This window comes from Phaeobacter cretensis (assembly GCF_047372505.1).
In the GTDB taxonomy this organism is placed as follows: Bacteria; Pseudomonadota; Alphaproteobacteria; order Rhodobacterales; family Rhodobacteraceae; genus Phaeobacter; species Phaeobacter cretensis.
Genome location: NZ_JBKBEU010000001.1, coordinates 2,226,747 through 2,244,658, shown reverse-complemented (window position 1 = coordinate 2,244,658; position 17,912 = coordinate 2,226,747). Strand labels below are relative to the sequence as shown.

The 17,912-nt window shown below is 55.4% G+C and carries 19 protein-coding genes; 8 read left to right on the top strand and 11 right to left on the bottom strand.

Annotated features, from left to right (window positions below; genetic code table 11):
• Nucleotides 1-3 precede the first annotated feature (3 nt).
• From urtD to urtA, 4 genes are all read right to left on the bottom strand, one after another.
• Nucleotides 4-744, bottom strand: coding sequence for an urea ABC transporter ATP-binding protein UrtD (gene urtD / locus ACEWZM_RS10750; RefSeq protein ID WP_414006424.1), 741 nt, complete (start codon nucleotides 742-744; stop codon nucleotides 4-6).
• Nucleotides 741-1,943, bottom strand: a complete 1,203-nt coding sequence (urtC, locus tag ACEWZM_RS10745) for an urea ABC transporter permease subunit UrtC (RefSeq protein WP_414006423.1) — start codon at nucleotides 1,941-1,943, stop codon at nucleotides 741-743. The genes urtD and urtC overlap by 4 nt, the downstream gene beginning before the upstream one ends.
• A 3-nt stretch (nucleotides 1,944-1,946) precedes the next feature.
• Complete coding sequence (gene urtB / locus ACEWZM_RS10740; protein ID WP_414006422.1) at nucleotides 1,947-3,947, bottom strand: urea ABC transporter permease subunit UrtB; 2,001 nt, start codon at nucleotides 3,945-3,947, stop codon at nucleotides 1,947-1,949.
• 75 nt (nucleotides 3,948-4,022) lie between these two features.
• Nucleotides 4,023-5,318, bottom strand: a complete 1,296-nt coding sequence (gene urtA, locus ACEWZM_RS10735) for an urea ABC transporter substrate-binding protein (RefSeq protein WP_414006421.1) — start codon at nucleotides 5,316-5,318, stop codon at nucleotides 4,023-4,025.
• A gap of 419 nt (nucleotides 5,319-5,737) precedes the next feature.
• Here urtA and ACEWZM_RS10730 point away from each other — a divergent pair, with 419 nt between their 5' ends.
• From ACEWZM_RS10730 to ureG, 8 genes are read left to right on the top strand one after another with little or no spacing between them, the layout of a single operon-like run.
• Nucleotides 5,738-6,589, top strand: a complete 852-nt coding sequence (locus ACEWZM_RS10730) for an urease accessory protein UreD (protein ID WP_414006420.1) — start codon at nucleotides 5,738-5,740, stop codon at nucleotides 6,587-6,589.
• A gap of 1 nt (nucleotide 6,590) precedes the next feature.
• Nucleotides 6,591-6,893, top strand: a complete 303-nt coding sequence (locus tag ACEWZM_RS10725) for an urease subunit gamma (RefSeq protein WP_414006419.1) — start codon at nucleotides 6,591-6,593, stop codon at nucleotides 6,891-6,893.
• 24 nt (nucleotides 6,894-6,917) lie between these two features.
• Nucleotides 6,918-7,085: a peptidase M23 gene (locus tag ACEWZM_RS10720; protein ID WP_414006418.1), complete on the top strand. Its 168-nt coding sequence runs from the start codon at nucleotides 6,918-6,920 to the stop codon at nucleotides 7,083-7,085.
• Nucleotides 7,082-7,387, top strand: a complete 306-nt coding sequence (locus tag ACEWZM_RS10715) for an urease subunit beta (RefSeq protein WP_414006417.1) — start codon at nucleotides 7,082-7,084, stop codon at nucleotides 7,385-7,387. Before ACEWZM_RS10720 ends, ACEWZM_RS10715 begins: the two co-directional genes overlap by 4 nt.
• Nucleotides 7,387-9,126 (top strand): urease subunit alpha, encoded by a 1,740-nt coding sequence (gene ureC / locus ACEWZM_RS10710; RefSeq protein ID WP_414006416.1) that lies wholly within the window; start codon nucleotides 7,387-7,389, stop codon nucleotides 9,124-9,126. The genes ACEWZM_RS10715 and ureC overlap by 1 nt, the downstream gene beginning before the upstream one ends.
• 12 nt (nucleotides 9,127-9,138) lie before the next feature.
• Nucleotides 9,139-9,627 (top strand): urease accessory protein UreE, encoded by a 489-nt coding sequence (locus ACEWZM_RS10705; RefSeq protein WP_414006415.1) that lies wholly within the window; start codon nucleotides 9,139-9,141, stop codon nucleotides 9,625-9,627.
• On the top strand, nucleotides 9,617-10,279 hold the full coding sequence (locus ACEWZM_RS10700) for an urease accessory protein UreF (RefSeq protein WP_414008008.1): 663 nt from the start codon (nucleotides 9,617-9,619) through the stop codon (nucleotides 10,277-10,279). Before ACEWZM_RS10705 ends, ACEWZM_RS10700 begins: the two co-directional genes overlap by 11 nt.
• The gene (gene ureG, locus ACEWZM_RS10695) at nucleotides 10,276-10,890 is read left to right on the top strand and encodes an urease accessory protein UreG (RefSeq protein ID WP_414006414.1); all 615 of its coding nucleotides are present in this window, start codon (nucleotides 10,276-10,278) and stop codon (nucleotides 10,888-10,890) included. Before ACEWZM_RS10700 ends, ureG begins: the two co-directional genes overlap by 4 nt.
• Nucleotides 10,891-10,972: 82 nt before the next feature.
• On the opposite strand, the gene ACEWZM_RS10690 is transcribed toward ureG, so the two are convergent.
• From ACEWZM_RS10690 to ACEWZM_RS10660, 7 genes are read right to left on the bottom strand one after another with little or no spacing between them, the layout of a single operon-like run.
• Nucleotides 10,973-11,941 (bottom strand): ABC transporter ATP-binding protein, encoded by a 969-nt coding sequence (locus ACEWZM_RS10690; RefSeq protein WP_414006413.1) that lies wholly within the window; start codon nucleotides 11,939-11,941, stop codon nucleotides 10,973-10,975.
• Nucleotides 11,938-12,891, bottom strand: a complete 954-nt coding sequence (locus ACEWZM_RS10685) for an ABC transporter ATP-binding protein (protein ID WP_414006412.1) — start codon at nucleotides 12,889-12,891, stop codon at nucleotides 11,938-11,940. Before ACEWZM_RS10685 ends, ACEWZM_RS10690 begins: the two co-directional genes overlap by 4 nt.
• Nucleotides 12,888-14,528 (bottom strand): gamma-glutamyltransferase, encoded by a 1,641-nt coding sequence (locus ACEWZM_RS10680; protein ID WP_414006411.1) that lies wholly within the window; start codon nucleotides 14,526-14,528, stop codon nucleotides 12,888-12,890. Before ACEWZM_RS10680 ends, ACEWZM_RS10685 begins: the two co-directional genes overlap by 4 nt.
• Nucleotides 14,525-15,394 carry a polysaccharide deacetylase family protein gene (locus ACEWZM_RS10675; protein ID WP_414006410.1) on the bottom strand — a complete coding sequence of 290 codons (870 nt, stop codon included), beginning with the start codon at nucleotides 15,392-15,394 and terminating at the stop codon, nucleotides 14,525-14,527. Before ACEWZM_RS10675 ends, ACEWZM_RS10680 begins: the two co-directional genes overlap by 4 nt.
• Nucleotides 15,391-16,149: an SDR family NAD(P)-dependent oxidoreductase gene (locus tag ACEWZM_RS10670; RefSeq protein ID WP_414006409.1), complete on the bottom strand. Its 759-nt coding sequence runs from the start codon at nucleotides 16,147-16,149 to the stop codon at nucleotides 15,391-15,393. Before ACEWZM_RS10670 ends, ACEWZM_RS10675 begins: the two co-directional genes overlap by 4 nt.
• Before the next feature lie 2 nt (nucleotides 16,150-16,151).
• Nucleotides 16,152-16,988, bottom strand: a complete 837-nt coding sequence (locus ACEWZM_RS10665) for an ABC transporter permease (RefSeq protein WP_414006408.1) — start codon at nucleotides 16,986-16,988, stop codon at nucleotides 16,152-16,154.
• Entirely contained in the window at nucleotides 16,985-17,911 is a 927-nt protein-coding gene (locus tag ACEWZM_RS10660) for an ABC transporter permease (protein WP_414006407.1), read from the bottom strand. The genes ACEWZM_RS10665 and ACEWZM_RS10660 overlap by 4 nt, the downstream gene beginning before the upstream one ends.
• Between the last annotated feature and the right edge of the window lies 1 nt (nucleotide 17,912).

Here is a 17,912-nt window from a genome sequence, read left to right as displayed (position 1 = left end):
AGCTCAGCGCCCCAGATAAACATCAATGACCGCCTGATCTGCGGTTACATGGTCTAACGATCCTTCGGCGAGAACCGCGCCTTCGTGCAGCACGGTGACCTTGCAATCCAATCGCCGTACAAACTCCATATCGTGTTCCACCACCACCACAGCGCGCGTCTTTGCAGCTGCCACCAAGATTGCCGTGGTATGCTCACGTTCTTCTGGCGTCATGCCAGCCGCCGGTTCGTCCACCAGTAGCAAACGCGGTTCCTGCGCGAGCAACATGCCGATCTCCAGCCATTGCTTCTGCCCGTGGCTCAGCTCGCCTGCAGGTCGTCGCAGAGCATCTGCCAGACCGATCTCCTCGGCCAGTTCTCCAACACGCTCAAGGTGCATTTGTGTTGGTCGATATAATAATACTGCAATGGGGCGGTGATCTGCCTTTAGCGCCAGAAGTAGGTTTTCCTGAACAGTCTGATCCTCAAACACGGTTGGTTTTTGGAATTTACGTCCAACCCCTTCGCGCGCAATACGTGCTTCAGATCGAGCAAAACCGGATCTGCGCTTACCACCCCAAACGATACGACCACTGTCGGGTACCGTCTTACCAGTAACAATATCCATGAAGGTCGTTTTCCCCGCACCATTGGGGCCGATAATCGCCCGTAGCTCAGTCGGGCCGATCCTAAACGACAGGTTGTTGATCGCTTTGAAACCGTCAAAGCTCACCGAAACGCCTGAGACTTCCAGAAGAGGGTTCATGGCTGGCCTTCCTCTCTGCTCATCGCAGCTCCGGTCACTCGGCGTTGCCGGATCAGATCGATCAACCCACCGATACCCTTGGGGGCAAAGAGCGTGACCAAAACAAAGCCGATCCCCAGAACCACCTGCCACCAATCCACCCAACGGATGGTGAAAACGCCGAAATCGATGTCAGGCGCTTGCCCACCAGTGAACCAACTGGACAACAGCGACACCAACGCGGCACCAATCACCGCACCATAGATCCTGCCTCGTCCGCCAATGGCAACCCAAACAGCGAGATAGATTGATGCTATTGGTGCCATTTCGGCAGGATTGATAATCCCTGCCTGTGGATAGTAAAGCGCACCGGCGATCCCTGCGATACAGGCGGTGCCGACAAACATCATCAGCTTATAGCCCTCGACAGAATAACCGAGAAACCTCACTCGGGTTTCATTGTCACGAATGCCCCGCAGGACAGACCCAAATTTGCCACCCGCCACCCAAGCGGCAAGCACATAGCCAAGGCACAGGGCAAAAGCCGAAGCCCACAGGAACCAAATCGACAGCAAAGATTGCGGCACATCCATCAAACCGGGTAAGTTCTGCAGCCCGCTTAGCCCGTTGTTGCCGCGCAATCCACTGTCATTCTGAAACAGATATAGTGCCAGCGCCAATGTCATCGCTTGTGTCAGTATCGACAGATAGACGCCTGTGACCCGGCTTCGAAACGCCAGCCAGCCAAAAACCAACGCCAACAAGCCGGGGATTGCCACCACCAAAATCAGTTGCAGCAGCAGGCTGTCAGAAAAGGCCCAGATCAGCGGGAAACTATCGCTTCCAACCACCCCAAAGATCTGGTGAGCAATGGCATCCTGTATTTCGGCTGGGGTGGGCGGCAGCACAGCATCTGACATTGACGCCAGCACCGCATCGCGGGTCCGCTCATACATAAGCCACATGCCAATCATGTAACCACCCAGACCAAAGAATGCGAAATGGCCCAGGCTGAGAATACCGACATATCCCCAAATCAAGTCCATCGCGATAGCCACCAAGCAAAGGCACAAAGTCTTGCCCAAGGTCTTAATCATCGAGGTAGAAATAACTCCGGCTCCCAGCCCCTCCGACAGTAGTGTGACCCCCAAAGTGAACAGCGCCAAGATCACGATGAAGACCAAAACAGACGGATTACGGGCAATAAATGAACGTTGCATGTATCAGTCTCCTGCCGCTCGACCGCGCAGGGCGACGATCCCTCGGGGCCTGAATTGAATGAAAATGATGATCAGCACGATCATGTAGGTCTGGGCAGCCAACGTGTTGGAGGGATTAAGCCATTCTATCCCCTTTTGGGAAAAGCCGATCATTACAGCCCCTGCCAACGTGCCCCAAATGCTTCCTACGCCACCAACAACAACGGTCATGAAACTTTGAACGATATAGTCGTTGCCCAATTCTGACGTGACCTTAGCAAACAACCCGATCGCAACACCCGCAATACCAGCTATGCCGGATCCGAGCCCAAAGGTCAGCATATTCACGCGATCCGGATTGATACCCATCGACGCGGCCATGCTCCGGTTCTGTGTGACCGCGCGGGTTTCCAATCCCAAACGCGTGCGGCGAATGATGAACAGAAGCAGCGCCAGAAAGCCCAAGGCCAGAACAAAGATCGCAATGCGGATATAGCTGATTGAGACCACATCATTGACGACCCAAGCTCCGTCCAACCAACCCGGAGAGGTCAACGGCCGCGCTTGGGTTCCAAATACGTTCTTGGCCAATTGCTGCAACGCGATCGAAATACCAAAGGTTGCGAGCAACGTTTCAAGCGGTCGATTGTAGAGCCAACGGATCACCAGTCTTTCCATCGCAATGCCTGCGCCAAAGGTCACTGCAAAGGCGGCTGGTATTGCTACAAGAATGGAAATCGTATGATCCGGTATGATCTGCTGAACGACATAACCGGTATAGGCGCCCATCATGATAAATTCGCCATGGGCCATATTGATGACGCCCATAACCCCAAAGGTAATCGCAAGGCCAATAGCCGCTAGAAAATAGATTGATGCCAGCGAGATGGCATCAAGCGCCAGATCTGCGGCCTGATTGACCACCACGTCGGTATCAATCCGCGCCATTGTCGCTGCGGCTGCATTCGTTACATCTACGGCGGGTTCGTCATAAATATCAAAGAAGCGATAGCGCGCGATGGCGTCAGCCATCTCCTGTAAAGTTGGGGCAGGACGTGCCAAGCCCTCGGCAACCAGTCCATCATAGGCTTTCTGGCGCATGGCAGGGTCTGACAATTGTGCCAACGGCACCCCTGCAACGCGACCTGCTACAATATGCGCTTCCAGTGCTGACTTCATCTCATCTTGCTGCAGCAGCGCAGGTGCCAGATCCCGTTCGACCAACGCGGCATAGGCATCCGCCTTTGTAAGACCATCATCGATACGCCACTCAGCTGCGATATTCGCGCCTGCTGGCGGACCGTTCGTATCGATATGCATCGCTCTACTCAGCAACGGGTTGAGTGTTGCCCGAACATCGACGCCCAAGTCACCGGACATGTCATTGATCGCCTCTAAGCGGGCCACGGTATCTAGGTCAAACCGAATGGTAAGCAGTCGTTCCTGCCGCTGCTTCAGTCTGCGCAAATCGTCGTCAGTTTCACCCGGAATCGACGCCCGTAGCGGCAGCAATGCCGCGGCAGACGGGTCTCTCTTTATCGATGTTACAGCCGCCCGGCGGATGGCGATGTCCGGATCTTCCAACTGGAACCGAACCAGCGCGGTGCCAATCATGGCACGCACCCCAGAATTTGGCTTGATCTGTTTCAGATCTGTTTTGTCGCCCATGCCGACGGACACCCCAGTGTCCAGATCAAACAGCTCATACTCGCCTCCCGTGATTTTCTCGCCACGAAAAAACGACCCATCAGATTTGCGCAGTAGCAGCTTCTTGCCTTGCCACAGCTGGAGCAGCTCCTGCGCCTCAGCGAGACCACTGTCAGCAATGGCATCAATAGCAGGTTGGATCGTTCGCCGCGAGCTGGCGACAATCAGCTCCGACTGAGACTGCAAAAGCGTCAGCAGGGCTGCTCCAGATGGCGCGAGAGTATCGGAGGAAAGACTGTCAGATTGAGGCAGCGTTTGCGCAATGGCAGCGACACAACCCCATAGCACAAACAAACCAGCGGCAAGGAACCGTGTCATAATAGGCGTCATTTCCGTTAATGATAAAAGAGGGCGGAAAGGGGCATTCTCCCCTTTCCTGAAGATCCTGTCAGATCAGTAATTGGACAGGGTCTGTACACAGCTCTTGGTCTCTGTGTTGTACATTCCGCAGCCAAGGTCTTTCCAATCAGAGGTCAGAACTGCAGACTCGGGGAGGAAATCCGTCCACGCATCACCCGGCACTTCTTCGGTTTTGCTGATGATGTCGAATTGCCCGTTATCCAGAATTTCACCAATGAGAACTGGTTTGGCGAGATGGTGATTTGGCAGCATCACTGCCTTACCACCCGTGAGGTTCGGGAATTCCTGCCCGTACATCGCGCCCCGCACGGCGTCGACATCGGTACTGCCCGCCTCTGTTGCCGCATTCACCCACATGTTAAAGCCGATATAATGCGCCTCCATGGGATCATTGGTCACGCGGTCTTCGCCCATCCGGTCTTTCCACTTTGCGATAAAGGCGCTGTTGGCTTCATCTTCGGCAGATTGGAAGTAATTCCAGGCCGCCAGATGCCCTTCCAGGTTAGAGGTGTCCAAACCCGACAGTTCTTCCTCACCAACGGAGAAGGCCACAACCGGAATATCATCGGCGCTGATACCTGCCGCCGCCAGCTCCTTGTAAAAGCCAATATTCGCGTCCCCGTTGATCGTGGATATTACCCCGACCTTTTTGCCATCAGCGCCCAGCGCCACGACATCCGAGACGATCTTTGACCAATCGGAATGTCCAAACGGTGTGTAATTCACAAAGAGATCACTCTCTGCGATACCCTTCTGCTCCAGATAGCTCGCCAGGATATTGTTGGTCGTACGCGGGTAAACATAGTCGGTACCCAAGAGCGCAAACTTCTCAACACCAAGCTCATCAAGGAAGTAATCCGTCGCTGGAATGGCCTGCTGGTTTGGTGCGGCTCCAGTATAAAACACATTGCGGGAGCTTTCCTCGCCCTCGTATTGCACCGGATAGAACAGCAGGCCATTCAACTCTTCGATCACCGGCAATACCGACTTGCGGCTAACCGATGTCCAGTTCCCAAAGATGACATCGACCTCATGTACGCTCAGCAACTCGCGGGCTTTTTCCGCAAACAACGGCCAATTGGACGCAGGGTCGACGACGACCGCTTCCAGTTCGCATCCCAAAACTCCCCCCTTGGCGTTCTGGTCCTCGACCAGCATTAACATTGTATCTTTCAGCGTGGTTTCAGAAATGGCCATCGTTCCAGACAGTGAATGCAAGACACCCACTTTTATTGGGCAATCTGCAGCCAGTGCTGCTGTGCCCATAGTCGTGGTGGCCAGCACCGCGGCAGTAGCAGTCGTTGCCAGAACGGATTTACAGGTGATCATCTAGTTTCTCCTCGCCGGAACAGCAGTGGATCCCTTGCGCCAGCGCGCCGGATTTCCTACCTGTACCAGGCAGCTTCGTGTTGCATCCGTGTGGCGGCTGGCGAGATCGCAAATTCCTCCGGTCGTCACACACCACGATCTCCAAGCAGAAGGCTGTCGTGGATGGGCTGAGCATTCTGCATCGCAGAAAATTTCGCAAACGGCGCGCGAAATGTAGTCAGTAAGAACCACGCAACAGCCTGTTTTTTGATCACAGATACCGCAATTGGCCTCTATTTTGCGCAGAGCGTGCCGCAAAATGACGGATTTTTCGCTTTGAACTAGCGATAGATCCCAGCTGTGATGAAATCGACGGCATGACGCCTAGACCTTCATCCCAATGCCAATCTGCGCCGTGGCAGCCGAGCCAGAGCGATCACATGATGAATGCAGACGGGCGGTCATCTGGTCTACCAATCAAATTGGCCCAACCTGCTCCGCCTCGCGCCATCGGAGAGGTCTCTGTCTCCGCCAAAAGGCGCGACGACACATCTGTGCTGGCAGGTTTACGACAAGTCGGCTCGCTTAAGCTGTTGTTCCCACGCACTGACGAAGCCGCGCTACAGGGCGTTCTGGTCAATACTGCGGGTGGCGTCACAGGCGGAGACCAGTTTGATTTGCGCGCGACCGCACGGGTAGGGACATCACTCACCTTAACCAATCAGGCGGCTGAGCGCGCATACCGTGCACAGCCCGGCGAAACCGGAACAATCCGAAACGCCCTGACGGTAGAGACCAAAGCCAGCCTTGCATGGATCCCTCAGGAAACCATTCTGTTTCAAGGCTGCAGTCTTAATCGAAGCCTCAAAGTTGATCTTCATGAGAATGCCCGATTGCTGATATGCGAAACGCTGGTTTTTGGACGGGCAGCAATGGGCGAAACCCTGACCAAAGCCTATTTGAAGGATCGCATCGATGTTCGACGCGCAGGTGGTCCTTTGTTCACCGATACCATGACCCTTAGTGGCGATATTGCAGCGCATTTGGCCAAGCCTGGTATCGCTAATGGTGCCGGAGCCATGACCACACTGGTGTATGTAGCGCCAGATGCCCAGGCCCGGCTTGGCCAATTGCGCACCCAATTGGGACCAACCGCAGGCGCTAGCCTGATCGGATCTGATCTTCTGGTCATGCGCGCGCTTGCTCCAGACAGCTATGCATTGCGCCAAATATTATTGCCAATCCTGTGTGAGCTGCACGGGGGCCCTCTTCCACGACCTTGGATGACCTGACATGAATCTAACCCCGCGTGAAAAAGACAAATTGCTGATTTCAATGGCTGCAGAGGTTGCCCGACGGCGCCTCGCCCGCGGGGTAAAACTGAACCATCCCGAAGCCATCGCCCTGATCACAGACGCAGTCGTCGAGGGGGCGCGCGACGGTCGTTCGGTCGCTGATCTTATGGAAGCAGGAGCCGAGGTCATCAGCCGCGAGGACTGTATGGAAGGCATCCCTGAGATGATCAAAGACATTCAAGTCGAGGCCAGTTTCCGCGACGGCACAAAGTTGGTCACAGTTCACAATCCTATTCGTTGACAAATACTTAGGAGATTCTAAACCATGACACCGTTACGCGCTCTTATCCTTTTTCTGCTCATGACGACCAGCCCGGCGTTGGCGCATGAGGGCACACATGTTCACCCGCATGGAGCAGACACCTGGCTTCTGATCGCTCTGATCGCGGCGGTTGTTGTTGGCTGTGCAACTTTGTTAAGGCATCGCAAATGATACCCGGAGAATTGATGCCTGCCGACGGCGTTCTGGCGTTGAATGCGGATCGACCCGCAACAAAACTGATGGTTGCCAACACTGGTGATCGCCCCGTCCAGGTCGGCTCACACTATCATTTTGCCGAAGCCAATCCCGCGTTGGAGTTTGATCGCGAGACTGCGCGTGGCCAACGTCTGGACATCGCGGCAGGCACTGCCGTGCGTTTTGAACCCGGTCAGCGCCGCAGCGTTTCCCTGATCCCAATCGCGGGTGCGCGACGCATTTTTGGCTTTAACTCGGCCGTGATGGGAGACCTCTGATGCCAGCACAGATCACGCGTGCAGACTATGCCGCCATGTTTGGCCCAACTGTCGGCGACCGTTTGCGTCTTGCGGATACCGACCTCATCATAGAAGTTGAGCGCGATCTGAGTGCCGAGGCAAGCGGGACAGGCAACGCTCTTTCATATGGTGAAGAGGTGAAATTCGGCGGCGGAAAAGTGATCCGCGATGGCATGGGGCAATCTCAGGCCAGTCGTAGCGAAGGCGCAGTTGATACCGTTATCACCAATGCTCTGATCGTTGACCACAGCGGGATCTACAAGGCGGATGTCGGCCTGAAAGATGGTCGTATCGTCGCGATCGGCAAGGCTGGTAATCCCGACACTCAGCCGGGCGTTTCCATTATTATTGGACCAGGCACTGAGATCATCGCCGGCGAAGGGCGGATCCTGACTGCGGGCGGGTTTGACAGCCATATCCATTTCATCTGCCCACAACAGATAGATGAGGCACTACATTCAGGCCTGACCACAATGCTTGGTGGAGGCACCGGCCCTGCACATGGAACCTTAGCGACAACCTGTACCCCCGGAGCATGGCATATCGGAAGGATGCTGCAAGCTGCAGACGCCTTCCCAATGAACCTCGCTTTTGCCGGGAAAGGCAACGCGTCTCAACCTCGCGCTCTGGAAGAACAGGTCACTGCCGGAGCCTGCGCGCTCAAACTACACGAGGATTGGGGCACCACCCCTGCCGCCATCGACTGCTGCCTCTCCGTAGCCGATGCAACGGATGTGCAGGTGATGATCCACACAGATACGCTGAATGAATCTGGATTTGTCGAACACACTGTCGCGGCCATGAAAGGCCGAACAATCCACGCCTTTCACACCGAAGGCGCAGGCGGCGGTCATGCGCCGGACATCATCAAGATCTGTGGAGAAGAGCATGTACTGCCCTCTTCCACCAATCCAACACGCCCCTTCACGGTCAACACCATCGAAGAACATCTCGATATGCTGATGGTCTGTCACCATCTCGACAAATCCATCCCCGAAGACGTTGCTTTTGCAGAAAGCCGCATCCGGCGCGAAACCATTGCCGCCGAGGATATTTTACACGACATGGGGGCGTTCTCGATCATCGCATCAGATAGCCAGGCTATGGGCCGGGTAGGAGAGGTTCTGATCCGCACTTGGCAGACCGCCGATAAGATGAAGAAGCAACGTGGCCGACTGCCGGAGGAAACCGGAGAAAACGACAATTTCCGTGTCCGCCGCTATATCGCAAAATACACCATCAACCCGGCCATCGCACATGGTATCGCCCATGAAATCGGCAGCATCGAAGTCGGAAAACGCGCGGATCTGGTTCTGTGGAACCCGGCGTTTTTTGGGGTGAAACCCGAAATGGTCATACTGGGTGGCTCAATTGCCATGGCGCAAATGGGGGATCCCAATGCCTCTATTCCAACGCCACAGCCGGTTTATTCCAGGCCAATGTTCGCGGCATTCGGTCGTTCGGTGGAAAACTCTTCGGTGATCTTCGTATCTGAGGCTGCGCAGGCAGCTGATATTGGTCGTAATTTGGGTCTCGCCAAACAGACCTGCGCGGTTGCCGGAACACGCAACATCGGCAAAACCGATCTGAAACTGAACACTGCTCTGCCAACAATCGAAGTCAACCCGGAGACTTATGAGGTGCGCGCCGATGGCGAATTGCTAACCTGCGATCCCGCGGATGATTTGCCCATGGCACAGCGCTATTTTCTCTTCTGACGGAGCCTGTCTATGCCCCTCCCATTGAGCCAGAATAAGGTTCACGCTCACGACGTGGATGATCATATTACTCTCAGCTATGAGCACCGCTTTCTACGGCGAAAAGTCATGACCAGCGACGGCGGAACCCGCTTTCTGGTCGATTTTCCGTCCACCATTTCACTGGATCGAGGAGATGCCTTCGTCCTTGAAGACGGGCGCAAGGTCGGCGTTTGCCCGGCAGACGAAGCATTGTTGGAAGTCACTGGCGCACATCTTTTGCGATTGGCATGGCACATAGGTAACCGCCATATGCCCTGTCAGATCGAGGACGGAAGGCTGCTCATTCAGAACGATCATGTGATCCGGGATATGCTACAGAAACTCGGCGCGACGTTACGCGATGTGGTTGAACCTTTCACCCCCGAAGGCGGTGCCTATGGTCACGGTCGCACCCACAGCCACTCGCATGGGGACGCCCACAGTCATTCGCACGACCACACGCATAGCCATGCCCACTGACGAACAACTATTGACGCTCGCGCAGTGGTTTTCTCCTGCCTACCCGGTAGGGGCGTTTAGCTATTCCCACGGGTTGGAGTATGCGATCTTATCAGGTGATGTCAGGAGCGGCGACGATCTGAAAATCTGGATCGAAACCGTCTTGCGCGATGGTGGCGGCTTTGCAGATGCGTTGTTTCTAGCGGCGGCCTATCATGCGCAGAATAGCGATATTCTGAAACAGATTGATGCACAGTGCCGTGCCTTTGCCCCATCATTGGAACGACTGCGCGAAACCGATCTGCAGGGCGCAGCCTTTTGCCAGATCACTCGCACCGTTTGGCCGCAGAGCATTCCGACGGACAGTACAGCCAAGCTAACCTTTCCGGTCGCCGCCGGACACGCGGCCTATACATGCGACATGCCGCTTCACGCGACGACCATCATGTATTTGCACGCCTTTGTCTCCAATCTCGTCGCGGCGGGCCAACGACTTGCACCAATCGGACAAAGCGAAGCGCAGACAATCATCCATGCCCTTACCCCATTGTGTAGCGAAATCGCAGACCACGCCTCCGATGGCGATCTGGATCGGCTTTCCTCAACCAGCTTTCTTGCCGACATCGCCGCAATGAAACACGAAATCCAACATTCAAGGATCTTTCGCACATGACCACCTTAAATGGCCCCCTTCGCATCGGAATTGGCGGCCCGGTTGGCGCGGGCAAAACAACCCTTACCGCAGCATTGAGCGAAGTTTTTCGCACAAGCCATTCCATCGCGGTCATCACCAATGACATCTACACGCAAGAGGATGCCGAGGCCTTGATGCGGCTCCAAATCCTGCCACAGGACCGCATTCTGGGTGTCGAAACAGGAGGCTGCCCACATACCGCGATCCGTGAAGATGCCTCTATTAATCTTGGCGCAGTGGCCGAGATGTGCGAGCGCCATGACGATCTCGAGATCGTGATGATCGAAAGTGGCGGAGATAACCTATCAGCCACATTCAGTCCAGAGCTGGCGGACCTGACGCTTTACGTGATCGATGTCGCCGCGGGCGAAGAGATCCCCCGCAAGGGCGGGCCAGCAATCACACGATCAGATCTCTTGATCATAAATAAGACTGATCTCGCCCCACATGTCGGTGCGGACCTATCTGTGATGCACCGGGATGCAACACGTATGCGAGGGGATCTGCCGTTTGTGTTCTCGAACCTAAAAACCCGCGAGGGTGTCGCCGCCATACGCGAATATATCTGCGACCTGGGTGGTTTGAGCTAGCGTTCCGATGCTCAAGCACTCAACCCGTAAAACCGGCAGGCAACAGAGCACGTAGGCGTCATACTTTATGGTCGGCAGAAGATCAGGGGTTGCGGACAAAGCAACGGCTAAGCCGGGTATCCGAGGTTTCTTTCAGCAAAGGCCTTTCGGTTTTACACCGCGCTTCCGCGACCTGGCAACGGGTCACAAATGGACACCCTTTGGGTGGGTCCAAAGGACTTGGCAAATCCCCGTCCAAAACAATGCGCTTGCGTTTGCCGCGCAATGCGGGATCAGGCAAAGGAATGGCCGAGATCAGCGCCTGTGTATAGGGATGGTTTGGCTCCGAAAAAACCTGTTCTGTCGGACCTTCTTCAACAACAATACCCAGATACATGATCGCTACGCGGTCCGCGATATGACGCACAACCGACAGATCATGGGCGATAAACAGGTAACTCAGATGCAGCTCTTTTTGGAGTCGCATCAGCAAGTTCAGAATCTGACTTTGGATCGATACATCCAAGGCAGAAACAGGCTCGTCACAAATCACCAATTTGGGGCTGAGAGCCAAGGCACGTGCAATAACCACTCGCTGTCTTTGCCCGCCGGATAACGCTGCCGGGCGCCTGTTACGCTGATCCGGGTTCAACCCAACAAGATTCATTAACTCATCAACACGTGCACCGATCTTGTCCTTGTCGTAGCCATGGATAACCAACGGTTCTGCGATAGATTGAACAATCGTGCGTCTGGGGTTCAACGCCGAAACGGGGTCCTGAAACACCACCTGCATCTCACGCCAGACGTGTTTACGATCTGCCGGCGACAAAGCAGACAAATCCCGCCCTTCAAAATAGACCTTGCCGCCAGTAACGGGCGCGAGACCCAGGATCGCGTTGCCCGTCGTGGATTTGCCGCAACCGCTTTCTCCTACGACGGCCAATGTTTGATTGGTCTCAATGTTCAGCGTGACGCCATCAACGGCCTTCACAAGAGCGTTGCCCTCGCCGAATGTTCCGGTTCGCACCGGAAAGTGTACCTTCAGATCCTGGACTGACAGCAAGCTCATGATAAAGTTCCGACGGGGTGAAAACAGGCAAAGCGATGCGTATCGCCCTGCAAGGGCGGACGGGCTGCGCATTTTTCAGACGGTCGATCGCACCGGCTTTGAAACCGGCATCCCTGTGGCCAGTCTTTCGGACTGGGTACATTGCCCGGGATCGCAAACAGCTCACGTTTCGGTGGCTGATCCAGACGAGGCAAGGTTTTCAACAGCATGCGCGTATAGGGGTGCTGCGGGGCTTTAAAGATCGTGTGAACCGGGCCCTGTTCGACCACACAGCCGCCATACATCACACAAACATTGTCGGCCAATTCTGCGACGACCCCCATGTCATGTGTGATCAACAAAATCGCTGTGCCGGCCTGTTGTGCGAGTTCGCTCATCAATTCCAAAATCTGCGCCTGTATCGTCACATCCAGCGCCGTTGTTGGCTCATCTGCGATCAACAGACGGGGGCGTGAGATGAGCGCCGCTGCAATCATCACGCGTTGACACATCCCCCCTGATAATTCGGATGGCAGTTGCCGGGCGCGGCTTTCGGGCTCGGGTATGCCGACCTTTCGCAGCATCTCTACGGCTTGCGCATACGCTTCTTTGGGCGATGCCCGGTCATGCACGATCAGGCTTTCGGCAACTTGTGAGCCTACTGCAACCAGTGGGTTCAATGACGATACTGGCTCCTGGAAAATCATCGCCATATCATCGCCTCGCAATGTGTTTAAGGCCTGAGGTGTCGCTGTGCTCAGTTGCGCGTCGCCTAATCTGATGGTGCCACGATTGACGCGCAAGCCTTCGCTCAACAAACCCATTATCGACAAAGCAGTCAGCGATTTTCCTGACCCACTTTCGCCGACCAACGCCACGACCTGACCCGCTTCGATATCTAGCGAAACACCATCAACAAGCGAAAGAACGCCAGCGCTGATCGCTAAGTCCTCAACTGTCAAAAGGGTCATTTTCTGCCCCCAACCCCGGACGCTTGTCCCACCTTATTGCCGGTTTTACGATCGCCTTCTGAACAGGCCGCGGTCCACGGGTTATTCGGATGTACCGCACCGAGGTTGGGAGCATCGCCATGCCCGGCTTGAACCATCGAAGGGATCGCGAACAGAACCGGATAAAGACTGTCTTCCGAAATCTGCACCGCATGATGAGCAGCCACTGCCGAGGCGGTATTAGGTGGTGCCGCTCGGTTTACAATGATCAGGGGGCTGCTGGCGTCGATCCGGGGCGCGTGGAATGCGGCCTCCGGGCTATCGCCGCGATCAATTAGCCGCGACAGCAACTGCACAAGTGCCGGAAAAATTTGCCGCCCTCCAGCCGCGCCAATCGCGATATCAGGTTTTCCGTTTCGGGTTGTGACAACCGGCGTCATATTCGCCAGAGGTGCCGCACCGGGTGCAATTGAATTCGGTTGGCCAGGTCGTGGATCAAACCACATCATCGCGTTGTTCATCACCAATTCCAGCGAAGGCGCAACGATCTTGGAACCGAAACGCGACAGCAGAGTGTTGGTCAGCGACACCATGTTTCCGGAGTGATCAACAACCGACACATGACTGGTACAGTCTTGGGCAGCGGCTGCATGACCCATCTGTTGAAGTCTGATTTCATAGGCCGCGCGGATCGCATCAGCGTGGTAAGTCGCAAACTCCGCCTCAGAAGTCTGTGCCATATCTATGGGTTCGAGCGTGCTCAGGGCAGACAACAGGCTGGGCCCGCCCGAAAGTCCCGGTATCGTGTGAATCTGTCGGTCTCTATAAGCTGCGTTGAGTGAAGACGCCCAATTGGGGCTATACTTTGCCAAGTCGTCGGCGCTGAGCTTGGATCCCGCTGTCTCCATATCTGAAATGAGCTTTGCCGCGATCTCTCCAGTATAAAAATCCTGTGGCCCGGCATCGGCCAATCGTCGCAACATCGCCGCTTTGTACGGCATTGCTAGGTGTCGAACCGTTGGATCTTTTGCATCGGTCTTGCGCCGCATCGGATCAAGAAACAGCGCACGCGCAGCTTCCGTCCGTGTCAATCCCGGCGTGTCGACCGCAAACACAAGATCGGCGAACCAATCGACTCGCATACCCCGCTCAGCAAGTTCCACTGACGGAGCTGTAACCTCAGCCCAGCTGAGCGTCCCGTAGCGCTCCAATCCCGCCGCCAAACCTGCAACCGTACCGGGCACCCCGATGGACATCGGGCCGATCAGATTGCGGTCACCCTCGACCGATGGCCAATTGAACCAATCGCCACCCTCGCCGCCGGTCAAAGGGTAGTCTGAGAGATCCGTGGCCAACGGCGCACGCATATTGAAATCAAGCGTGTCGACCTCGCCGTCGGATGTTGCATGGAGCAGAAACCCGCCACCGCCCAGCCCGGACAACCAGGGTTCCACAACAGAAAGAGCGACGGCTGTAGCCACAGCCGCATCCATTGCATTGCCACCTCGGGCCAGAATATCTGCTCCAACCTGGGCCGCTTCGAAATGTTGAGCTGCAACGATCCCGCCATGGCTTTCTGTTTGCGGTTTGGAAATCGCCCACTGATGGCTGAAATTGCCAGCGTTCTGGGATGTGGTTTCTTTTGAATAGGCGCTCACGTGTCGAACCCTTTCACGGTCGGCAGTATTTGTTCCATTGGCACATTCAGGCCGCCCGCCACTGTTTTGTGATGCGCAGCCAGCCCTCCGCAGGACGTGATCCAAATGTCGTCATCGGCTTGCATTACATAGGCCATCAGGTTTTCCAGATGGGCCACACGGTTCGCGCGGCCGGAAATCCAATCATGAACAGTCAGCATATATAGCCCGCCGTCATCGATCTGGGTGTGCGCGTCCTGTCGCCACTGCTCAGCAACCTCGCAATCCGGGCGCGGAGATTTATCGCCCGGGCCCAGAAACTTGAAAAAGATCGCATCATCGTTATCCCAACGTACAGGAATCTCGGTAACGCCCCCAATTCGGTAGGGCACGTCTTCGCCCATCAGACTGCTATCCCAGAGACCCAACCGGGCCAATTCCGAAATCATATGCGGGGTCATCTCCCAGGCAGGAGATCGGAACCCGGTGGGCGGTTTGCCGGTCTGTGCTACAAACAAATCAATGGATCGCTCCAAAGCATGGGTGAATTGGCTATCCGATATATCCCCCACCAGCTCATGGAAATAACCATGCAGCGCGATCTCTTGCCCACGTTCCAACAGTCCGGGAAGTAAATCCGGATTTTCTTCTGCCACCGCGCCGGGCACGAAAAATGTCCCCTTTACGCCAATGCGGTCCAGCATGTTGGTGATCCGCGCCAGCCCTCTGCGCATGCCGTATTGGCGGTGCTCAAATGCGGCCAGTGTTTTTGGCACGCCATTTCTATGTTGCCAGAGGTACGGCGCTGTTGCATCGACGTCGACGCTGAAACAAAACGCTGCCCGATAGGGTTTAGGCCAAGGATACGGTTCGGGGTTCCAGATCATAGAGCGCTCTTTTTGCCTTGGTAGACATCCATGGCGCCAGCTGAATTGCCGCCATCTACGGCCAATGATGTGCCGGTGATGTTCTTGGCGGCAGACGAGGCCAGATAGAGAACTGCTTGCCCGATATCTTCTGATTTCGTCTCAGACCCTAAGGGGATCGCGGCCATAACGCGGTCGATATGCTCCTGTGACAAGGCGGAAACCGCACTACCAGAAGCAAAGCCCGGCTCAACGCAATTGACCCGGATACCATATTCAGCCAGCTCCAGCGCAAAGCCCTTGGTCATACGATCCAGAGCCGTTTTAGACATACAATAAGTCACAGCCGTACGCCGCATCTTGCGTGCCGCCCCGGAGGAGATGTTTACAAAATTGCCGGCAATCTCTCGCCCGATCATTTGCAGCGCAAATCCACGCATTAGCGCAAAAGGCGCACGCACATTCACCGCCATGATCTGATCCCAATCAGCCACCTCCATATCAAGCAGGAAGGATGAGGGATAAATCGCTGCGTTGTTCACCACAATATCCGGAGCCCCCCAAGCAGTGGCAACGTCGTCCAGCAAATGGGCCAGCCCCGTATCTGTGGTCAAATCTGCGGCCACGCAAAACCCATGAAGCCCATCGGTTGAGCGATCCGTCGCACAGACATCGGCGCCCACCTGCGCAAATGTACGGGTCAACGCACGGCCCATCACCCCGGCAGCACCGGTGATCACGACACGCTTGCCGTTGAATTCGTTTCCGAAATCCATGGTTATCTTCCTTCTCCAATTCGATCACCCAGCCGATCGCCGATAAGATTGGCGCTAAGCACCAGCAAAAACAGCGCTCCGCCAGGGAACATGGCGATCCACCATGCCGTCGCGATATAGTTTCGTCCGGTTGACATCATTGATCCCCAACTAGCGGTTGGCGGCTGCACGCCCAGCCCCAGGAAGGACAGACCTGCTTCAAACAAAACCATCAGACCGAATTCCAAAGTCGCGACGACCAAAAGAGGCCCGATGATATTGGGTAGGATATGAAGACCCAGAACACGCAGCGGGCTGGCCCCCATTGACCTGGCAAGCGTAACATAGGGGCGGTCTGCAATAGCCAAAGTCTGGCCATAAGTGACGCGCGCGTAGCGGGGCCAACGCGTTAGGGCTAAGACGATAATTACATTTACAAATCCGGGCCCGAGAACCGCCACTGTGATAATTGCAAGCAAGATAGCCGGGATGGACAGAAAGATATCTACAAGCCGCATCAAAACCGTTTCGACCCAGCCTCGCATGTAACCCGCGGCCATTCCGACCAAAACGCCCACAACCCCTGACAATAAAACCGACAACGCTGCCACAGCGAGAGATGCGCGAGAACCGTAGATCAAACGTGACAGGACATCGCGCCCAAGTTCATCTGTACCGAGCAAATAGACTGCACCGCGCGATTCAAATCCGGGCGACTTCAATCGGCCCAAGAGATTCTGCCTGTCCGGATCAAACGGCGCGAGCCAAGGCGCAAAGATCGCAAAAGCCACAAGCGCGGCAAACAACCATACAGGCCACCAGGCCCATATGGTGCCCAGAAGGCTAAGTATTCTTTTCATGATTTACCCGTCAGTCTTACGCGGGGATCAACCACCGAATACAGGATGTCAGCTGCCAGGTTGGCAAAGATCGTCACAAAAGCCCCCATCAAGACAATCGCTTGGACCACAAGAAAATCGCGTGAAGCGATGCTTTGCACAGTCAACAAGCCCAACCCAGGCCAAGCAAACACTGTTTCGACAATGACTGCGCCCGCCAGAAGCTGAGACAATTCCAATGCCGTAATCGAAATGACCGGGATCAGTGAATTGCGCAGCAAGTGTTTCGAGACCAAGCGTCCGGTACGCACGCCCCGCGCACGGGCAGAACGGACGTAATCTTTGGACAGTTCATCCAGTATGGCCGCCCTTGTGATACGGGCATAGGTCGCCAAAGATAACAATCCCAGCGCAATCGATGGCATGATCAGATGCGCCAGCGTACCCGTTCCAGACGACGGCAGCCAACGCAGCCAGACGCCGAAAACCAGGATCATGATGATACCGGACCAGAATGTAGGCATCGCTTGAAAGGCAAGAACCAGCCACATCAAGACTTTTGAAATACGGGTGCCGCGGGTGATTGCCATAACCACACCCATCGGCAGACCAATGACCAGCGCAACGATCAACGCGCCAGTGGCCAGCTGCAATGTCTGTGGGATACGACTGGCGACAATATCCCATACATCGGCATTCTGAACAAAACTGCGCCCCAAATCGAACCGTGCCAAATCTCCGAGAAACGCAAAATACTGGATCAACAAAGGCCGATCGAGTCCAAGAGTGACACGCATAGCATCGATGTCTGCTTGCGTTGCAGTTTCAGGTAACAGCAACGCTGTCGCGTCTCCGGAAAGACGCTGGAGAAAGAACACCAGCGTCACCACACCGAAGGCCGCGATCAGCGCTTGGCCTCCGCGATTTAGCAGAAAACGCAGCATG

Excerpts from the sequence above, each read along its gene's own strand:
- urtD (WP_414006424.1), bottom strand. The coding sequence starts at position 744 with ATGAACCCTCTTCTGGAAGTCTCAGGCGTTTCGGTGAGCTTTGACGGT.
- urtC (WP_414006423.1), bottom strand. The coding sequence starts at position 1,943 with ATGCAACGTTCATTTATTGCCCGTAATCCGTCTGTTTTGGTCTTCATC.
- urtB (WP_414006422.1), bottom strand. The coding sequence starts at position 3,947 with ATGACACGGTTCCTTGCCGCTGGTTTGTTTGTGCTATGGGGTTGTGTC.
- urtA (WP_414006421.1), bottom strand. The coding sequence starts at position 5,318 with ATGATCACCTGTAAATCCGTTCTGGCAACGACTGCTACTGCCGCGGTG.
- ACEWZM_RS10730 (WP_414006420.1), top strand. The coding sequence starts at position 5,738 with ATGATGAATGCAGACGGGCGGTCATCTGGTCTACCAATCAAATTGGCC.
- ACEWZM_RS10725 (WP_414006419.1), top strand. The coding sequence starts at position 6,591 with ATGAATCTAACCCCGCGTGAAAAAGACAAATTGCTGATTTCAATGGCT.
- ACEWZM_RS10720 (WP_414006418.1), top strand. The coding sequence starts at position 6,918 with ATGACACCGTTACGCGCTCTTATCCTTTTTCTGCTCATGACGACCAGC.
- ACEWZM_RS10715 (WP_414006417.1), top strand. The coding sequence starts at position 7,082 with ATGATACCCGGAGAATTGATGCCTGCCGACGGCGTTCTGGCGTTGAAT.
- ureC (WP_414006416.1), top strand. The coding sequence starts at position 7,387 with ATGCCAGCACAGATCACGCGTGCAGACTATGCCGCCATGTTTGGCCCA.
- ACEWZM_RS10705 (WP_414006415.1), top strand. The coding sequence starts at position 9,139 with ATGCCCCTCCCATTGAGCCAGAATAAGGTTCACGCTCACGACGTGGAT.
- ACEWZM_RS10700 (WP_414008008.1), top strand. The coding sequence starts at position 9,617 with ATGCCCACTGACGAACAACTATTGACGCTCGCGCAGTGGTTTTCTCCT.
- ureG (WP_414006414.1), top strand. The coding sequence starts at position 10,276 with ATGACCACCTTAAATGGCCCCCTTCGCATCGGAATTGGCGGCCCGGTT.
- ACEWZM_RS10690 (WP_414006413.1), bottom strand. The coding sequence starts at position 11,941 with ATGAGCTTGCTGTCAGTCCAGGATCTGAAGGTACACTTTCCGGTGCGA.
- ACEWZM_RS10685 (WP_414006412.1), bottom strand. The coding sequence starts at position 12,891 with ATGACCCTTTTGACAGTTGAGGACTTAGCGATCAGCGCTGGCGTTCTT.
- ACEWZM_RS10675 (WP_414006410.1), bottom strand. The coding sequence starts at position 15,394 with ATGATCTGGAACCCCGAACCGTATCCTTGGCCTAAACCCTATCGGGCA.
- ACEWZM_RS10670 (WP_414006409.1), bottom strand. The coding sequence starts at position 16,149 with ATGGATTTCGGAAACGAATTCAACGGCAAGCGTGTCGTGATCACCGGT.
- ACEWZM_RS10665 (WP_414006408.1), bottom strand. The coding sequence starts at position 16,988 with ATGAAAAGAATACTTAGCCTTCTGGGCACCATATGGGCCTGGTGGCCT.
- ACEWZM_RS10660 (WP_414006407.1), bottom strand. The coding sequence starts at position 17,911 with ATGCTGCGTTTTCTGCTAAATCGCGGAGGCCAAGCGCTGATCGCGGCC.